This window comes from Allobosea robiniae, from assembly GCF_900102525.1.
GTDB classification, from domain to species: Bacteria; Pseudomonadota; Alphaproteobacteria; order Rhizobiales; family Beijerinckiaceae; genus Allobosea; species Allobosea robiniae.
Map to the genome: position 1 here is coordinate 363767 of NZ_FNBZ01000003.1, position 16115 is coordinate 379881.

Below are 16115 nucleotides of genomic sequence, written 5' to 3' on the forward strand. Positions count from 1 at the left end.
GCGACGAAGCAATCCAGGTAGACGTAGAGCTCTGCCGCCTCCGGATTGCTTCGCTGCGCTCGCAATGACAGGTGTGGATGTTCCGGCTTCTCACGCCGTGGCGTTCTTCGTCCTGAGCTTCTCCTCCCAGGCGAGCGCCTGGCCGACGATCTCCTCGAGGTCGTCATGCGCGGGCTGCCAGCCGAGCTCGGCGCGGATGCGGTCGGCGCGGGCGATCAGCGAAGCCGGATCGCCCGGCCGGCGCTCCGCCAGCGTCACGGGAAAATCGACCCCGGAGACCTTCTTCACGACCTCGACGACCTCCTTGACCGAATAGCCACGGCCATAGCCGCAGTTCAATGTCAGGCTCGCCCCGCCGCCGCGCAGATGGTCGAGCGCGGCGAGATGGGCGCGGGCGAGATCGGTGACGTGGATATAGTCGCGCACGCAAGTGCCGTCCGGCGTCGCATAGTCGGTGCCGAAGACGGTCAGGCCGTCGCGCTGGCCGAGCGCCGCCTGGCTCGCGACCTTGATGAGATGGGTGGCGTTCGGCGAGGATTGGCCGGAGCGGCCCTTCGGGTCGGCGCCAGCGACATTGAAGTAGCGCAGCGCGACATAGCTGAAACCATGCGCCTTGGCGGCGTCCTGCAGCATCCACTCGCTCATCAGCTTGGAGCGGCCATAGGGGTTGATCGGGTTGAGCGCGATCTCTTCCGGCACCGGCGAGACCGGCGGCTCGCCATAGACGGCGGCGGTGGAGGAGAAGATGACGTGTTTTACGCCCTTGCGCGCGGCGCTTTCGATCAGTCCGCGGGTCTTCACCGTATTGTTGAAATAATAGCCCAGTGGATCGGTGACAGATTCGGGGACGACGATCCTGGCGGCGAAATGCGCAATCTCCGTGATCTCATATTCGCCGATCAGGCCCTCGACCAGCTCCTGGTTGCCGATATCGCCCTGGACGAAGATCGCCTCGGGCGGCACCGCCCACCAGAAGCCGGTGGAGAGATTGTCGAGCACCACGACCTTCTCGCCGCGATCCAGCAATTCCAGGACCATATGGCTGCCGATGTAGCCGGCGCCGCCGGAAACCAATACCGCCATCGTGTTTCTCGCCTCATCTTCGTCAGGAACCGCCTTTATCGAAAAACCGTTGACGGCTTCTCAAGGCCTGTTGGCTAATACCGCCTGATGGCCCGCAACCATGACAGTTGTACGGCCGTTCCCATCATTGCCTGGCTTCGGCAAGGCTATCGCGCCCAATGGATTTTGCATGACGAAACGCATCCGCAAGGCCGTTCTTCCTGTCGCTGGTCTCGGCACCCGCTTCCTGCCCGCCACCAAGGCGATCCCGAAGGAGATGCTGACCATCGTCGACCGCCCGGTCGTGCAACATGTCGTGGACGAGGCGCGCGCCGCCGGCATCGAGCATTTCATCTTCGTCACCGGCCGCAACAAGGCAGTGATCGAGGATCATTTCGATCTGGCCTACGAGCTCGACGACACGCTGGCCAAGCGCAACAAGACGAAGGAGCTGGAGGCGCTGAAGCACGATCTGCCGGCTGCGGGTGCGACCAGCTTCACCCGCCAGCAGGCTCCGCTCGGCCTCGGCCACGCCGTCTGGTGCGCGCGCGAGATCGTCGGCGACGAGCCTTTCGCGCTGCTGCTGCCGGACATGCTGCATTACAGCCAGGGCAAGGGCTGCCTCGCCGAGATGATCGAGGCCTATGACCAGCATGGCGGCAACCACATCGCCGTCGCGCCCGTGCCTGAGGATCAGACTCATCAATACGGCATCGTCGCCGTCCAGGACGCCAAGGCCAAGGTCTCGAAGATCACCGGCATGGTCGAGAAGCCGCCGAAGGGAACGGCGCCGTCCAACCTGCATGTCTCCGGGCGCTACATCCTGCAGCCGACGATCTTCAACCTGCTCGCCAACCAGGAGAAGGGCGCCGGCGGCGAGATCCAGCTGACCGATTCGATGGTCGCGCTGTCGCGCCAGGAGCCGTTCTACGCGGTGCGCTTCGACGGCGAGATCTACGATGCCGGCTCGAAGATCGGCTTCCTCGCGGCGAATGTCGCCTATGCGCTCGATCGCGGCGATCTCGGTCCGCAACTGCGCGAAGAGATCGCCAAGCTGCTCGACCGCTGAGCTACAGGACTCGTTCAACTCAGCCCTCGTCCTGAGGCGTCAATCCGAATAGGAATGGCGTCTCCAAGGACGAGGGCTTGTGTCTTGCTGACGGTGCAAAGTTGAGTGACCAGAGTCTCGTCTTCGACCGGGCACTTGGCCGCAAGCGGCTGAGGCGCGCGCTTGCCGGCGACTATCCGGATTTCCTGCTGGAGCGCGCGGCTGATGATCTGGGGGATCGGCTCGGCGCGGTGCTGCGGGAATTCGCGGTCGCGGCCGATCTCGGTACGGCCCTGCCTGTGGTTGCGCCGGCGCTTGCCGGCCGGGTCGGGCGGCTTCTGCGCATGGCTGAGGCGGAAGGCGCGCCGGCCGATCTCGTCGGCGATCTCGAACGCCTGCCCTTCGCCGCCGGTTCGCTCGACCTCGCCGTCTCGCTGCTAGCGCTGCATGGGGTCAACGACCTGCCGGGCGCGCTCATCCAGATCAAGCGGGCGCTGCGGCCCGATGGCTTGTTCATGGGCTGCCTGCTCGGCGGGCGGAGCTTGCAGGAACTCAGGCAGGCGCTGCTCGAAGCCGAGAGCGAGACGATGGGCGGGGTCAGCCCGCGCGTCGCCCCCTTCGCCGATCTGCGTGACCTCGGAAGCCTGTTGCAGCGGGCCGGTTTCGCATTGCCGGTCGTCGACAGCGAGATCGTGACGGTGCGCTATCGCGACGCCTTCGGGCTGTTCCGCGATCTGCGCGCCATGGGCTGGGCCAATGCGCTCGTCGCCCGGCGCAAGACGCCGTTCAGGCGCGAGACCTTGCTGCGCGCGGCTGCGCTCTATGCCGAGCGCTTCGCCGATCCGGACGGGCGTTTGCCCGCGACCTTCGAATTCGTCTGGGTTTCCGGCTGGGCTCCGCATGAGAGCCAGCAGAAGCCATTGAAGCCCGGCTCGGCCAAGGCGCGGCTGGCCGATGCGCTTGGCGTGCCCGAGATCAAGGCGGGCGAGAAGCCGGGAGGCGAGGGATGAGCGAGCGACAGCCCCGCCTGACCCGCGCCGATTTCCGCGTCTTCCGCGCCATTCCCACGCGCTGGCACGACAATGACGCCTTCGGACACGTCAACAATGTCGTCTATTACGGCTGGTTCGATACGGCGGTGAATGCCTGGCTGATCGAGAACGGCTTTCTCGACCTTGCTGGCAGCGAGATCGTCGGGCTCGTGGTCGAGACCGGCTGCACCTATTTCGAGAGCGTCGCCTTTCCGGAGACGGTGGAGGCCGGGATCGCGGTCGAGCGGCTCGGCAACAGCTCCGTCACCTATCGCATCGGCATCTTCCGGCAGGGCGGCGATCAGGCGGCTGCGCAGGGGCGCTTCACCCATGTCTATGTCGCGCGCGCCGACCAGAAGCCGGTGCCGATCCCGGCCCCGCTCAGAGCAGCCCTTACCGCCATCCAGAGCTGAAAACATCGACGCAGCCGGGAATCCGTTGTCTCGCGCGCCGAGGCAGGCTATGCCCCTGCCAACCCCTATCGCCGGACCGCCAGGAACCCTGAGCCCGTGATTCCGAACGACATCAAGATCACCCCGCAGCTCGTTGCCGAGCACGGCCTGAAGCCGGACGAGTACCAGCGCTTCCTGCATCTGATCGGCCGCGAGCCGACGATCACGGAGCTCGGCATCGTCTCGGCGATGTGGAACGAGCACTGCTCCTACAAATCCTCGAAAATCCATCTGAAGACGCTGCCGACCAAGGCGCCCTGGGTGATCCAGGGCCCGGGCGAGAATGCCGGCGTCATCGATATCGGCGAGGGCACCGCCATCGTCTTCAAGATGGAGAGCCACAACCACCCGTCCTTCATCGAGCCCTATCAGGGCGCGACGACCGGCGTCGGCGGCATCCTGCGCGACGTCTTCACGATGGGCGCGCGCCCGATCGCCGTGCTCGACGCTTTGCGCTTCGGCTCGCCGGATCATCCGAAGACCCGCCATCTCGTCTCCGGCGTCGTCGCCGGCATCGGCGGCTACGGCAATTCCTTCGGCGTGCCGAATGTCGGCGGCGCGACCGGCTTCCACTCGCGCTATGACGGCAACATCCTCGTCAACGCCATGGCGGTCGGCATCGCCCAGGCCGACGAGATCTTCTACGCCAAGGCCTCCGGCGTCGGTAAGGCGATCGTCTATCTCGGTTCGAAGACCGGCCGCGACGGCATCCACGGCGCGACCATGGCCTCGGCCGAATTCGACGACAAGTCGGAGGAGAAGCGCCCGACCGTGCAGGTCGGCGACCCCTTCGCCGAGAAGCTCCTGCTCGAAGCCTGCCTCGAGATCATGGCCGCCGGCCATGTCGACGCGATTCAGGACATGGGCGCTGCCGGCCTGACCTGCTCGGCCGTCGAGATGGGTGCCAAGGGCGATCTTGGCGTCGAGCTCGATCTCGACAAGGTGCCCTGCCGCGAGGAGGGCATGAGCGCCTATGAGATGATGCTGTCGGAGAGCCAGGAGCGCATGCTCATGGTGATCAAGCCCGGCCATGAGGACGCCGCCGAAGCGATCTTCAGGAAATGGGGCCTCGACTTCGCCGTCATCGGCCACACCACCGACACGCTCCGCTTCGTTGTGAAGCACCAGGGCGAGGTCATGGCCGACCTGCCGATCAAGGAGCTCGGCGACGAGGCTCCGGAATACGACCGGCCCTGGATCGAGACCGTGCCGCAGCAGCGCATCGCGGCTGAGAGCGTCGCCGCGCCTTGCGGCAATGCCGAGGCGTTGAAGACGCTGATCGGCTCGCCGGACCTCTCGTCCAAGCGCTGGATCTGGGAGCAGTACGACACGCTGATCCTCGGCAACTCGGCGGTGACGCCGGGCGGCGATGCCGGCGTGATCCGCATCGAGGACGGGCCGCGAGGCCTTGCCATGACCGCCGACGTCACCCCGCGCTATTGCGAGGCGGATCCGTTCGAGGGCGGCAAGCAGGCGGTGGCGGAAGCCTGGCGTAACCTGACCGCGACGGGTGCTACGCCTCTCGCGGTGACCGACAACCTGAACTTCGGCAATCCCGAGAAGCCGGAGGTCATGGGCCAGCTCGTCGGCTGCGTCCGTGGCATCGGCGAAGCCTGCAAGGCGCTCGACTTCCCGGTCGTCTCCGGCAACGTCTCGCTCTACAACGAGACCAACGGCGTCTCGATCCTGCCGACCCCGACCATCGGCGCCGTCGGCGTCATGGCCGATGTGACCAAGCATGCGACGGTCGCCTTCAAGGCCGAGGGCGAGGCGATTCTGCTGATCGGCGAGACGGCCGGCTGGCTCGGTCAGAGCGCCTATCTCGCGACAATTTGCGGCCGCGAGGAGGGCGCTCCGCCGCCGGTCGATCTCGCAATCGAGCGCCGCAACGGCGATTTCGTGCGCGGGCTGATCGCGGGCGGCAAGGTTTCGACCTGCCATGACCTGTCGGATGGCGGGCTTGCGGTTGCGCTCGCCGAGATGGCGATGGCCAAGGGCATCGGCGCGGTGATCGAGACGCTGCCGGCCGGCCCCGCCCATGCCGCGCTCTTCGGCGAAGATCAGGCGCGCTATGTCCTGACGGTTCCGGCTGCCGAGGCCGATGCGGTGATCGCGGCGGCGAAGGCTGCCGGCGTGCCGGCGCTCGCCATCGGCAAGACGGGCGGCGCGGCGCTTGCCCTGCCGGGCGAGCCCGCTCTGGCGATCGCCGATCTCCGCAAGATCCATGAAGACTGGCTGCCGTCCTATATGGCCGGCAAGGCGGCCTGAGGAGTTCGACCCATGGCGATGGACGCGCACGAGATCGAGCGCATGATCAAGGCGGCGCTGCCGGATGCGGCGATCGAGATCAAGGACCTGGCGGGCGACGGCGACCATTATGCCGCGACCGTCGTCTCGGCCGCCTTCAAGGGCAAGACCCGGGTGCAGCAGCACCAGATGGTCTATGCCGCGCTCCAGGGGAATATGGGCGGCGTGCTGCACGCCCTTGCGCTGACGACCAGCGTTCCCCAAGATTAGAACAAGACCATCCGGCGGGCCTTGAACCCGCTTCAGGAGACGAGACGATGTCCGACGTCAATGCCCGCATCGAAGCGGAAGTGAAGAACAACGACGTGGTGCTCTTCATGAAGGGCACGCCGCAATTCCCGATGTGCGGCTTCTCCGGCCAGGTCGCGCAGATCCTCGGCTATATCGGCGTGCCCTATAAGGGCGTGAACGTGCTCGAGGACCAGGAAATCCGCGAGGGCATCAAGGCCTTCTCGAACTGGCCGACGATTCCGCAGCTCTACGTCAAGGGCGAGTTCGTCGGCGGCTGCGACATCACCCGCGAGATGTTCCAGGCCGGTGAATTGCAGGCGCTCTTCGAAGAGAAGGGCATCGCGGTGAAGCAGGCGAGCTAAAGGCTCGCCGCCACGATCCGTCTGCCCGCGTCGCAAGCAGGCAACAGGTGGCTTTGGTGATCTCTGTGATGAAACCGCCTAGGCGGGAAAGGCGGTGGCCTGCATAGCGGGCCGCCGCACCATGCTCGCCCACCAGGCTTTGATGGCGGGCCGCTCGGCAAGCAGCGCCTCGGCCTCAGACGCCAGCGTGAAATAGGCGAAGATCGGCGCGGCATGAAGATCAGCCAGCGTCAGCGCCTCGCCGGCGAGATAAGGGCTGCCATCCATCAGGTCGCTGATCGCGCGCAGGCATAGCTGTGCCTTGGGCAGGGCGGCCTGAATTCGCGCCTCGTCCGGCGCGCGTCCCTGCTTGGGGGCGGAGACGCGCTCCACATAGATGTCCCAGACCAGCGTGCGATAGGCGTAAGAGTCGAGGATGCTCGTCAGCTGATTGACGCGGGCGCGCTCGCGCGGCGCGGAAGGCTGCAAGGCAGGCCCGGGGAACGCCTCATCGACATAGCGTTCGATGGCGCCGGCCTCGTAGAGCCGGAAGCCATCGTGCTCGAAGGCGGGGATGCGGCCGAATGGTTGCCGCTCCAGCAGGGAAGCCGGCGGCCCGCTTTCGGCGAAGACGTCGATCGGGTCGAGCCGGTAGGCTACGCCCTTTTCCTCCAGTGCCAACCGGACCGCGCGGACATAGACGCTGTAGGGCGCACCATAGACGACAGGCATGAGCGTCATCGCGTGTTCCCTGCCTGCTCGATTGATCCCGCTGGATGCGTTCGGGGCAGATTCAAGCCGCCGCGCATTGCGGGTGCGGCTTGCGGACGCGTTCGGTCGAGGCCGGGTATTTCTCCAGCATCCGCTCCGGCCTGATCGGCCGGCGCACGAGGTCGCCGCCACAGTTCGGGCAGGTGCCCGCAAAGCGGGTCTCGACGCAATCGGCGCAGAAGGTGCATTCGAAGGTGCAGATCAGGGCGTCGCGCGATTGCGGCGGCAGGTCGCGGTCGCAGCATTCGCAGTTCGGGCGCAATTGCAGCATGGCGTCGTCTCCTTCCGATGGGCGGAAGAATGACCGCAAACCGGACTGAGGCCAGCGATTTCGCGTGATCCGACCGATCAACGGGGCGGATCGATCGGTCGCCCATTACTTCACCAGCAGCCAGTCGTCGATCACCAGCGCGTCGAGCCCGCTCGTATAGAACATCAGGATCGCGTCCTCCGCCGTGTGCAGGATCGGCTTGCCCATGATGTTGAAGGAGGTGTTGAGGATCACCGGCACGCCCGTCAGCTCATGGAAGGCCGAGATCAGCGCGTGATAGCGCGGGTTACGTTCCGCCGTGACGCTCTGGAGTCGGCCGGTCGCGTCCTCATGGACCACGGCCGGGACGCGGTCGCGCACCGCTTCCTTCCAGGTGAGCGTGCGCTCCATATAGGGCGCGTCCTGATAGTTCTCGAACCAGTCGGCGGCGTGCTCGGCCAGGATCGAAGGCGCGAAGGGCCGGAAGGCCTCGCGGTACTTCACCTTGGCGTTGAGGATGTCCTTGGCGTCGGCAGGGCGCGGATCGGCGATGATCGAGCGGTTGCCGAGCGCGCGCGGCCCGAACTCGGCGCGGCCCTGCACCCAACCGATCAGCTTGCCTTCGGTCAGGAGCTTGGCGGTGACCGGAGCGATCTCGTCGGGAGCGAGCTTGCGCAGGCGCTTCTCCCAAAGCTGCATGCGCTCGAAGGGCTCGGTCGAGACGGTCGAACCGAGATAGGGGGAAAGGGGTCCCTTCGGCGCGCGCCAGTCCGGATTGGCCTCCGCGTGCGCCAGCCAGGCTGCGCCGATCGCGTTGCCGTCATCCGCAGGGGCCGAGGGCACGAAGACGGTCTTGAAGCCGTGGCGGCCGGCGATCTTGCCGTTGAAGGAGGAATTCAGTGCGCAGCCGCCGGCCATGACGAGGTTTTCGCTCGGGACCAGCGCCGCGGCCTCAGCCAGCAGGGCTTCCATCATCTCGGCGAAGACGTCCTGCCCGCAGCGGGCGAGATCGGCCCAGCCCTGGTCGAGGGCGTCCGCCGGACGCTTGGCCAGGATCTCGGCGGCGACCGCCTGCACCACATCCGCCTTGGCGAAGGAGAGCTTATGGCCCTCGATGCTGTAGAGCTTGCGCAATAGCGCCATCAGCTCCGGGTCGGTCTTGCCGTAGGGCGCGAGCCCCATGATCTTCCATTCCTCGCCCTTGGCCTGATCGAAGCCGGCGAGATCGGTGACGAGCCCGAAATAGAAGCCGATCGATTCCCGGCCACGATGGCGCTTCACCTCGCGGAGTTTGCCATGCTCCAGGGCGAAGATGGCAGACGCCCCGGTCTCGCCCATGCCGTCGACGACGAGGCAGGCGGCGTTGTCGAAGGGCGAGGACCAGCAGGCATAGGCCGCGTGGCTGAGATGATGGCCGTAGCGCGTGAGGCCGGTGACATTGGCCTTGCCATAGGCGCGGTCGAGCCCGAGCAGGACGCCCATGCCGGCGCGCTGCTGCGCCGCATGAAGCGAGGCGATCAGCGCGCGCTCGGTGCGCTCCGGCACCAGAGAGCGGTTGAGTTCGGGCGAGAGCTTGAGCAGGGCGTCGAGCGTGAAGGAGCCGGCGCGGGCCATCTGGTCGAGGAAGCCGGTGAAATCCTCGCCCCAGCTCGTGGCGATGCGGACCTCGGCATCTTCAGGGATGTAGCGCTTCAGCAGGCCTTCCATGCGCGGCGCCGAATCGGGCTCGCAGTTCGGCGCGCGCTTGTATTGCAGGTAGCGCTCGGTCGCCTCGGCGAAGAGCACCTCGCCATCGGGGCCGATGATCGCAATGGCGGGATCGTGGAAGGTGGTGGCCAGGCCGATCGTGTAGCTCATGGCCGAAAGCCAATAACCTCCCGGACCCGGGAAGCCAAATCGCTCAGGGCTTGCCGATGGCGGCTTTCATCAGCGCCTTCGAATCGGCGCTCGCCCAATCGGCCGGGCCCTGGATGATGCCGAGCTCGCAGCCCGCCTTGTCGACGATGATGCTGACCGGCATGCCCTCGACCTTGTGCGCGGCGCGCAGCGCCTGGAAGGTTGCGGCCTGCGGATCGCCGTAGAAGGGCAGGGTGGTGACCTTGTTGTCGGCGAGCCAGGCCTTCGGCTTGTCGAGATTGCGGGTGTCGATATTGATCGCGACCACCGCGAAATCCGGCCCGCCCATCTCCTTCTGGAGCGCGTCGAGCGCCGGCATTTCCTTCAGGCAGGGCGCGCACCAGGTCGCCCAGAGATTGACCAGCAGCGTCTTGCCTTTGAACGCTGCCAGCGTCATCGGCTGCCCATCCGGCCCGGTGAAGGCGAGTGCAGGCGCCGGCTGCGGGCGCGCACGCAGCTCGACCGCCGCGACCTCGCCCTTGACCAGCGGCTTCATGCGCTCGGCCGCCGCGCTTGCGGCGCTGCATGATCCGTTGCCGGCATCGCCCCGGACGGAGTAGAAGGCGGCTACGCCAGCGAGGCCGAGCGCCGCGACGACCCCGAGGGCCAGTCCGATCTTTTTTCCAGACGTCATTATGCGTCCTCAAAAGCAGGAAAGACCGTCGTGAGCAATCGCATGTGGGGTGGGCGTTTCGCCACAGGTCCAGGCGTCATCATGGAGGAGATCAATGCCTCCATCGATTTCGACAAGAAACTCTGGCGCCAGGATATCCGCGGTTCGCTGGCGCATGCGGCCATGCTGGCCGAGACCGGCATCCTGACCAAGGAGGATGTCGCGACGATCACCGCCGGCCTGAAAAAGGTCGAGGGCGAGATCGAGAGTGGCGCCTTCACGTTCTCGCGGGCGCTCGAAGACGTCCACATGAACATCGAGTCGAACCTCAAGGACAAGATCGGCCTTGCTGCCGGCCGCCTGCACACGGCTCGCTCGCGCAACGACCAGGTCGCGACCGACATGCGGCTCTGGGTGCGCGACACGCTCGACGAGATCGATGGCCAGATGGCCGACCTCCAGCTTGCGCTGGCCGAGAAGGCCGACACCTATGCCGGCGCGGTGATGCCTGGCTTCACCCATCTGCAGTCGGCGCAGCCGGTCACTTTCGGCCATCATCTGCTCGCCTATGTCGAGATGCTCGGCCGCGACCGCAGCCGCATCCGCGACGCCCGCGCCCGCCTCAACGAATGCCCGCTCGGTGCGGCCGCACTCGCCGGCACCTCCTTCCCGATCGACCGGCACATGACGGCGAAGGCGCTCGGCTTCGACCGGCCGACGGCGAACTCGCTCGATTCGGTCTCGGATCGCGATTTCGTGCTGGAGACGCTTTCGGCCGCCTCGATCTGCGCGATGCATCTCTCGCGCTTCGCCGAGGAGATCGTGCTGTGGTCGACGCCGCAATTCGGTTTCGTCCGGCTCTCCGACGCTTTCTCGACCGGTTCGTCGATCATGCCGCAGAAGCGCAATCCCGACGCGGCCGAGCTGGTGCGCGGCAAGGCGGGCCGCGTCTTCGGCGCGCTCCAGGGCTTGCTGACCATGATGAAGGGCCTGCCGCTGACCTATTCGAAGGACATGCAGGAGGACAAGGAAGGCACCTTCGACGCGCTGCAGACGCTGTCGCTGTGCCTCGCCGCCACCGCCGGCATGGTCCGCGACATGCAGCCCGACCTCAAGGTGATGAAGAAGGCGGCCGGCCTCGGCTATGCGACGGCGACCGATCTCGCTGACTGGCTGGTGCGGGTCCTCAAGATGCCGTTCCGCGACGCGCATCACGTCACTGGTCGCCTCGTCGGTATCGCTTCGGAGAAGAAGGTCGGGCTGGAGAAGCTCTCGCTCGCGGAGATGCAAGGCGTGGAGCCTGCCATCACCGAGGCCGTCTTCGCCGTGCTCGGCGTCGACCAGTCGGTGAAGAGCCGCGTCAGCTACGGCGGCACGGCCCCGGCCAATGTCCGCAAGCAGGCCAGGCGCTGGCTGAAGCAGCTCGCGAAAGGCTGAGGTCGAAGCGGCGGAGAGTCTCGCGCTCCGCCGCATCCTCCGCTAAGGTCCCGCCACGTTTCGCCCCGAGGGTTCGTTTTCGTGCTTGATTCCCGCCTGAAACTCGGCCGCACCTTGCTGGTCGTCGGTCTCCTGGCCGTTGCGCTCGGCGCCTGCGGGCGCAAGGGGCCGCTGGAGGCGCCGCCCAATGCGACCGGCGCCATCGACCTGCCGGACGACCAGATCGGCGCCAAGGAGAACGATCCCGCCTCCCTGGGCTCGGCCTCCGTGCTGGCGAAGCCGGCCAAGACCAACAAGGCGATCGTCATCCCGAACAAGCCTTTCGTTCTCGATCCGCTGATGTGACGGCCGACGCCGTCGGGATATCCCACATCACGCGTCATGCTCGGGCTTGACCCGGGCATCTCCTGAAAAAGGTTCTTTGGGCTCTGCGCATCGCTTCGCCCGGGAACGCCGACCGCCTAGCCTGACTGCGAGCTCATCCCATGCATCATTTCGCCTATCGCGACGGCTCGCTCCATGCCGAGGGCGTCGATCTCCAGCGGATCGCGGCCGAGGTCGGCACGCCGGTCTATGTCTATTCGAGCGCGACGATCGAGCGGCACTACAAGCTGTTCGAGGCGGCGATGAAGACGACCGCGCCGGCCGGCAAGACCCACGTCTTCTACGCCATGAAGGCGAACGGCAATCTTGGCGTGCTGAAGACGCTGGGCGCGCTCGGCGCCGGCATCGACACGGTTTCCGAAGGCGAGGTGCGCAAGGCGCTCGCCGCCGGCATCCCGCCCGAGAAGATCGTGTTTTCCGGCGTCGGCAAGAGCGAGCAGGAACTGCGCTTCGCGGTCGAGGCCGGGCTCTATCAGGTCAATATCGAGAGCGAGAGCGAGCTCGACCTGCTCTCGAAGGTGGCGGCCTCGCTTGGTAAGCGGCAGGAAGCGGTGTTCCGGGTCAACCCGGATATCGGCGCCGGCGGCCATGCCAAGATCACGACCGGTTCGTCCGAGAACAAGTTCGGCGTCTCCTTCGAAGAGGTCGGCCGGCTCTATGCGCGCGCGGCCAACATGGAAGGCGTCCGGATCATGGGCCTTGCCGTCCATATCGGCAGCCAGATCGGCGAGATCGACGCCTTCGAGGCGGCCTATTCCAAGATGGTTGCGCTGGTCGGCGACCTGAAGGGCGAGGGCCACCGGGTCGACCGGCTCGATCTCGGCGGCGGGCTCGGCATTCCCTACGACATCCCGAGGACGTTCGATTACGGACCGGGACTGATCGAGGCCTATGCCGCGATGGTCGCCAAGGTGACCAAGGGGCTCGATGTCGAGCTCGGCTTCGAGCCCGGCCGCCTGATCGTCGGCAATGCCGGCGTGCTGCTGACGCGGGTGCTGCATCTCAATCCGCGCCCGACCAAGCAGTTCCTGGTCGTCGATGCGGCGATGAACGATCTCGTCCGGCCGGCGATGTACGAGGCCTATCACGAGATCTGGCCGGTGACGGAGCCCGAGATCGGCGGCCCCGAGGTCGCCTATGACGTGGTCGGGCCGATCTGCGAATCGGGCGATACCTTCACCACCGGGCGCAACCTGCCGAAGCTCCGGCAGAACGACCTGATCGCCTTCATGACTGCCGGCGCCTATGGCGCCTCGATGTCCTCGACCTATAACCAGCGCCTGCTGGTCGCCGAGGTGATGGTCAAGGGCGACCAGTACGCCGTCACGCGTCCGCGCCAGAGCTATGAGGAGCTCATCGGCACGGACAAGCTGCCCGGCTGGTTTGCCTGATCGGTTCCGCTCCGTTCACGAAAGGCGGAGCGCTGTGCGTTGGCGGGTCTTCGCACTGGCAATGCCACATTCCCATGCTAGCCTGATTTGGTCAGGCGAGTTCAGACAGGAATGGGGGCTGCCCGGAGCGATGGCATGAGCGAGGCAGAGCGCCGCAAGGCGCCCGACACGATCGACGGCATCCGCCAGCGGCTCTCCCGTCTCGCGCTGGCCTCGCGCGTCTCGCTCGGCTGGGAGCGGCTATGGCCGCGACTTTGGCTGCCGCTCGGCGTCGTGCTCGCTTTCCTCGCGGTCTCCTGGTTCGGCCTGTGGACGCATCTGCCCTGGTATGGCCGGATCGTCGGCGTTCTCGCCTTCGCAGGGACTTTCGCCGCCAGCCTCTGGCATGTCGCCCGCCTTGTCCTGCCGACGCATCGCGATGCATTGACCCGGCTCGACCGGTCCTTCGTCGATGGCCATCGCCCGGCCTCGTCGCTGGAGGACAGCTTGGCGATCGGCTCGGCCGATCCAGTCTCGCAGGCCCTGTGGAAACTGCATGTCGAGCGCCAGAGCCGGCAGGTCGCCGCCTTGCGCGTCCAGCCGCCGCAGCCGCGCATGGCAGGCCACGACAGGCGGGCGCTGCGCGCCGTGCCGCTGCTCGCCGCCATCACCGGCTTCTTCGTCGCCGGGCCCGAACTCACGCAGCGCCTTTCCGCCGCTTTCGACTGGAAGGGCCCCTCCGCGATCGCTGCCTCGATCCGGATCGACGCCTGGATCGATCCGCCCGCCTATACGCGCCTGCCGCCGATCCTGATCGACTTCGCCAAGCTGGCGAGTCCGAATCTGAGCGCGCCGGAGAAATCGGTCATCGTCGTGCGCATCGCCGGCAAGACCAATATGGACGTCGCCACCACCGGCCGGCTCGACCTGATCAAGCCGGAGGCCAAGGAGGGCGAAGCCAAGGATGCTCAGGCCAAGCCCGCCCAGCCGATCGGGCCGCAGCAGGCGGTCCTGGAGAAGCGCTTCACGCTCGCCGGCAACGGCACGCTGAAGCTCACCGGCAGCGGCGCGCCCGGCACGGTGCTCAATATCACCTCGGTCCCGGACCAGCCACCGACCATCGCCTTCACCGATCCGCCGAAGCCCATCACCGGCGCGCAGTCCGGGGGATTGGGCATCACCTACAAGGCCAAAGACGATTACGGCATCGCCTCGATCGAGGTGAATGTCTCGCGTCCGGACGTGGCGAAGGGCGGGCGCTCGCTGGTCGAGCCGCCGAAGCAGAACCTCGCCGTGCCGTCCTCCGCCTCGGGCGAGGAGGAGAACAAGAGCACGGTCGATTTCTCCGCCCATCCCTGGGCCGGCGCCAAGGTCAGGATGGTGCTGATCGCCAAGGATGAGGCCGGGCAGGAAGGCCGCAGCGAGCCGCTCGAGGTCGTGCTGCCGCAGCGCACCTTTACCAAGCCGCTCGCCAAGGCGCTGGTCGAGCAGCGCCGCAAGCTCGTCATGGATGTCGAGGATCGCTCCAAGGTGCAGCTCGCCATGGACGCGCTGATGATCGAACCCGGCCTCTTCATGAAGGAGCCCGGAATCTATCTCGGCATGCGCATGCTGACCGAGCGCCTGCGCCGGTCCGGCAGCGACGACGAATTGCGCGAGGTCTCGGAGCTGATGTGGGCGATGGCGCTCCAGCTCGAGGACGGCGACATGTCAGATGCCGAGCGGGCGCTGCGGCAGGCACAGGAGAACCTGCAGCAGGCATTGGAACGCGGTGCCTCCGAGGAGGAGATCAAGAAGCTCACCGACGAGATGCGCCGGGCCATGGATAATTTCATGCGCCAGCTCGCCGAGCAGATGATGCGCCAGCAACAGCAGAACGGCGACCGCGACCAGGCCCGCCTGCCCGAGAATTTCCGCACGGTGACGCCGCGCGACCTGCAGAACATGCTCGACCGCATCGAGGAACTCTCGAAGCGCGGCGACATGGCCGAGGCGCAGCGCCTAATGGAAGAGCTCAACCGGATGCTCAACAATCTCCAGATGGCGCGCCCGGGCCAGCAGGACCCGCGCCAGCGGGAGATGAACCAGGCGCTCGGCGATCTCGACCGGATGACGCGCGATCAGCAGAACCTGCGCGACGAGACCTATCAGAACGAGCAGCGCCGCCAGCAGGGACAGGGCCAGACCCAGCGCGGCCAGCGCCCCGGCCAGCAGCAGGCGCGTCCGGGCCAGCGCCAGCAGGGCCAGCAGGGGCAGCGCGGTCAACAGGGCCAGCGCGGCCAGCAGCCGGGGCAGCAGCCCGGCGAGCAGGGTGAGGACGGCGAAGGCGGCGAGGGCATGCAGGGCCAGAACGGTCAGGGGCAGGGCCTGTCGCAGCGCCAGCAAGCCCTGCGCGAGCGCCTGCAGGACCTCCAGCGCCGGATGCGCGGCATGGGCGCGCCGCAGAATGGCGAGCTCGACGAGGCCGAGGACGCGATGCGCGAGGCCGAAGGCCAGCTCGGCCAGGGCCAGGGCGAAGGCGCTCTCGACGCGCAGGGCCGCGCGCTCGAAGCCCTGCGCAAGGGTGGCCAGAATCTCGCCCAGCAGATGCAGGGCCAGCCCGGCGAGGGCGAAGGCGAGGGGCAGGCCTATGGCGAGCCGGACGGACGGCAGCAGGGCCGGCCTTCGGCGCAGCAGCGCGGCAGCGAGGATCCGCTCGGCCGGCCGCAGCGCCAGCGCGACTGGGCCGATGGCCGGGTCAAGGTGCCCGGCGCCGACGAGAGCGCGACCCAGCGGGCACGGCGTATTCTGGAAGAGCTGCGCAAGCGGCTCGGCGATCCTTTGAGGCCAACGGAAGAGCTGGACTATTTGGAGCGGTTGCTCAGGCGGAACTGAGCGAGCGCAAGGCCGTCATGCTCGCCCTCGTGGCGAGCATCCACGTCT

At 66.9% G+C, this 16115-nt stretch carries 15 protein-coding genes; 10 read left to right on the top strand and 5 right to left on the bottom strand.

The annotated features are described in order from the left end of the window. Positions 1-90 precede the first annotated feature (90 nt). Positions 91-1083, bottom strand: a complete 993-nt coding sequence (gene galE / locus BLQ70_RS10650; protein WP_061970081.1) for a UDP-glucose 4-epimerase GalE — start codon at positions 1081-1083, stop codon at positions 91-93. A gap of 169 nt (positions 1084-1252) precedes the next feature. Between galE and galU the strand changes: the two genes are divergently transcribed. The 6 genes from galU to grxD all read left to right on the top strand — a co-directional run bounded on the left by galU (position 1253) and on the right by grxD (position 6493). Beyond that, entirely contained in the window at positions 1253-2131 is an 879-nt protein-coding gene (gene galU, locus BLQ70_RS10655) for a UTP--glucose-1-phosphate uridylyltransferase GalU (RefSeq protein ID WP_061970079.1), read from the top strand. A 101-nt stretch (positions 2132-2232) separates the two neighbouring features. Further along, positions 2233-3120, top strand: a complete 888-nt coding sequence (locus tag BLQ70_RS10660; protein WP_091856939.1) for a class I SAM-dependent methyltransferase — start codon at positions 2233-2235, stop codon at positions 3118-3120. Beyond that, positions 3117-3554 (top strand): acyl-CoA thioesterase, encoded by a 438-nt coding sequence (locus tag BLQ70_RS10665; protein ID WP_091856940.1) that lies wholly within the window; start codon positions 3117-3119, stop codon positions 3552-3554. The genes BLQ70_RS10660 and BLQ70_RS10665 overlap by 4 nt, the downstream gene beginning before the upstream one ends. 96 nt (positions 3555-3650) lie before the next feature. After that, complete coding sequence (gene purL, locus BLQ70_RS10670) at positions 3651-5861, top strand: phosphoribosylformylglycinamidine synthase subunit PurL (protein ID WP_091856941.1); 2211 nt, start codon at positions 3651-3653, stop codon at positions 5859-5861. Between the two features lie 12 nt (positions 5862-5873). Continuing rightward, on the top strand, positions 5874-6110 hold the full coding sequence (locus tag BLQ70_RS10675; protein ID WP_061970071.1) for a BolA family protein: 237 nt from the start codon (positions 5874-5876) through the stop codon (positions 6108-6110). Between the two features lie 47 nt (positions 6111-6157). Next, on the top strand, positions 6158-6493 hold the full coding sequence (gene grxD / locus BLQ70_RS10680; RefSeq protein ID WP_091856942.1) for a Grx4 family monothiol glutaredoxin: 336 nt from the start codon (positions 6158-6160) through the stop codon (positions 6491-6493). 78 nt (positions 6494-6571) lie between these two features. Here the strand turns inward: grxD and BLQ70_RS10685 are convergent, their stop codons facing one another. From BLQ70_RS10685 to tlpA, 4 genes are all read right to left on the bottom strand, one after another. Next, a complete protein-coding gene (locus tag BLQ70_RS10685; protein WP_091856943.1) occupies positions 6572-7213 on the bottom strand; it encodes a glutathione S-transferase family protein in 642 nt (213 codons plus the stop codon). A 52-nt stretch (positions 7214-7265) separates the two neighbouring features. Beyond that, the gene (locus BLQ70_RS10690) at positions 7266-7514 is read right to left on the bottom strand and encodes a DUF1272 domain-containing protein (protein ID WP_061970067.1); all 249 of its coding nucleotides are present in this window, start codon (positions 7512-7514) and stop codon (positions 7266-7268) included. A gap of 105 nt (positions 7515-7619) precedes the next feature. Further along, a complete protein-coding gene (locus BLQ70_RS10695; RefSeq protein ID WP_091856944.1) occupies positions 7620-9350 on the bottom strand; it encodes a carbamoyltransferase family protein in 1731 nt (576 codons plus the stop codon). Between the two features lie 43 nt (positions 9351-9393). Then, positions 9394-10023: a thiol:disulfide interchange protein TlpA gene (tlpA, locus tag BLQ70_RS10700; protein ID WP_061970064.1), complete on the bottom strand. Its 630-nt coding sequence runs from the start codon at positions 10021-10023 to the stop codon at positions 9394-9396. 30 nt (positions 10024-10053) lie between these two features. On the opposite strand from tlpA, the gene argH reads away from it, so the two are divergent. From argH to BLQ70_RS10720, 4 genes are all read left to right on the top strand, one after another. After that, positions 10054-11439, top strand: coding sequence for an argininosuccinate lyase (argH, locus tag BLQ70_RS10705; protein WP_091856945.1), 1386 nt, complete (start codon positions 10054-10056; stop codon positions 11437-11439). A gap of 81 nt (positions 11440-11520) precedes the next feature. Beyond that, complete coding sequence (lptM, locus tag BLQ70_RS10710; RefSeq protein WP_061970061.1) at positions 11521-11784, top strand: LPS translocon maturation chaperone LptM; 264 nt, start codon at positions 11521-11523, stop codon at positions 11782-11784. A gap of 140 nt (positions 11785-11924) precedes the next feature. Beyond that, on the top strand, positions 11925-13214 hold the full coding sequence (gene lysA, locus BLQ70_RS10715; RefSeq protein WP_091856946.1) for a diaminopimelate decarboxylase: 1290 nt from the start codon (positions 11925-11927) through the stop codon (positions 13212-13214). 135 nt (positions 13215-13349) lie between these two features. Next, complete coding sequence (locus BLQ70_RS10720) at positions 13350-16067, top strand: TIGR02302 family protein (RefSeq protein ID WP_091856947.1); 2718 nt, start codon at positions 13350-13352, stop codon at positions 16065-16067. Positions 16068-16115 lie beyond the last annotated feature (48 nt).

Excerpts from the sequence above, each read along its gene's own strand:
- galE (WP_061970081.1), bottom strand. The coding sequence starts at position 1,083 with ATGGCGGTATTGGTTTCCGGCGGCGCCGGCTACATCGGCAGCCATATG.
- galU (WP_061970079.1), top strand. The coding sequence starts at position 1,253 with ATGACGAAACGCATCCGCAAGGCCGTTCTTCCTGTCGCTGGTCTCGGC.
- BLQ70_RS10665 (WP_091856940.1), top strand. The coding sequence starts at position 3,117 with ATGAGCGAGCGACAGCCCCGCCTGACCCGCGCCGATTTCCGCGTCTTC.
- BLQ70_RS10675 (WP_061970071.1), top strand. The coding sequence starts at position 5,874 with ATGGCGATGGACGCGCACGAGATCGAGCGCATGATCAAGGCGGCGCTG.
- grxD (WP_091856942.1), top strand. The coding sequence starts at position 6,158 with ATGTCCGACGTCAATGCCCGCATCGAAGCGGAAGTGAAGAACAACGAC.
- BLQ70_RS10685 (WP_091856943.1), bottom strand. The coding sequence starts at position 7,213 with ATGACGCTCATGCCTGTCGTCTATGGTGCGCCCTACAGCGTCTATGTC.
- BLQ70_RS10690 (WP_061970067.1), bottom strand. The coding sequence starts at position 7,514 with ATGCTGCAATTGCGCCCGAACTGCGAATGCTGCGACCGCGACCTGCCG.
- BLQ70_RS10695 (WP_091856944.1), bottom strand. The coding sequence starts at position 9,350 with ATGAGCTACACGATCGGCCTGGCCACCACCTTCCACGATCCCGCCATT.
- tlpA (WP_061970064.1), bottom strand. The coding sequence starts at position 10,023 with ATGACGTCTGGAAAAAAGATCGGACTGGCCCTCGGGGTCGTCGCGGCG.
- lysA (WP_091856946.1), top strand. The coding sequence starts at position 11,925 with ATGCATCATTTCGCCTATCGCGACGGCTCGCTCCATGCCGAGGGCGTC.
- BLQ70_RS10720 (WP_091856947.1), top strand. The coding sequence starts at position 13,350 with ATGAGCGAGGCAGAGCGCCGCAAGGCGCCCGACACGATCGACGGCATC.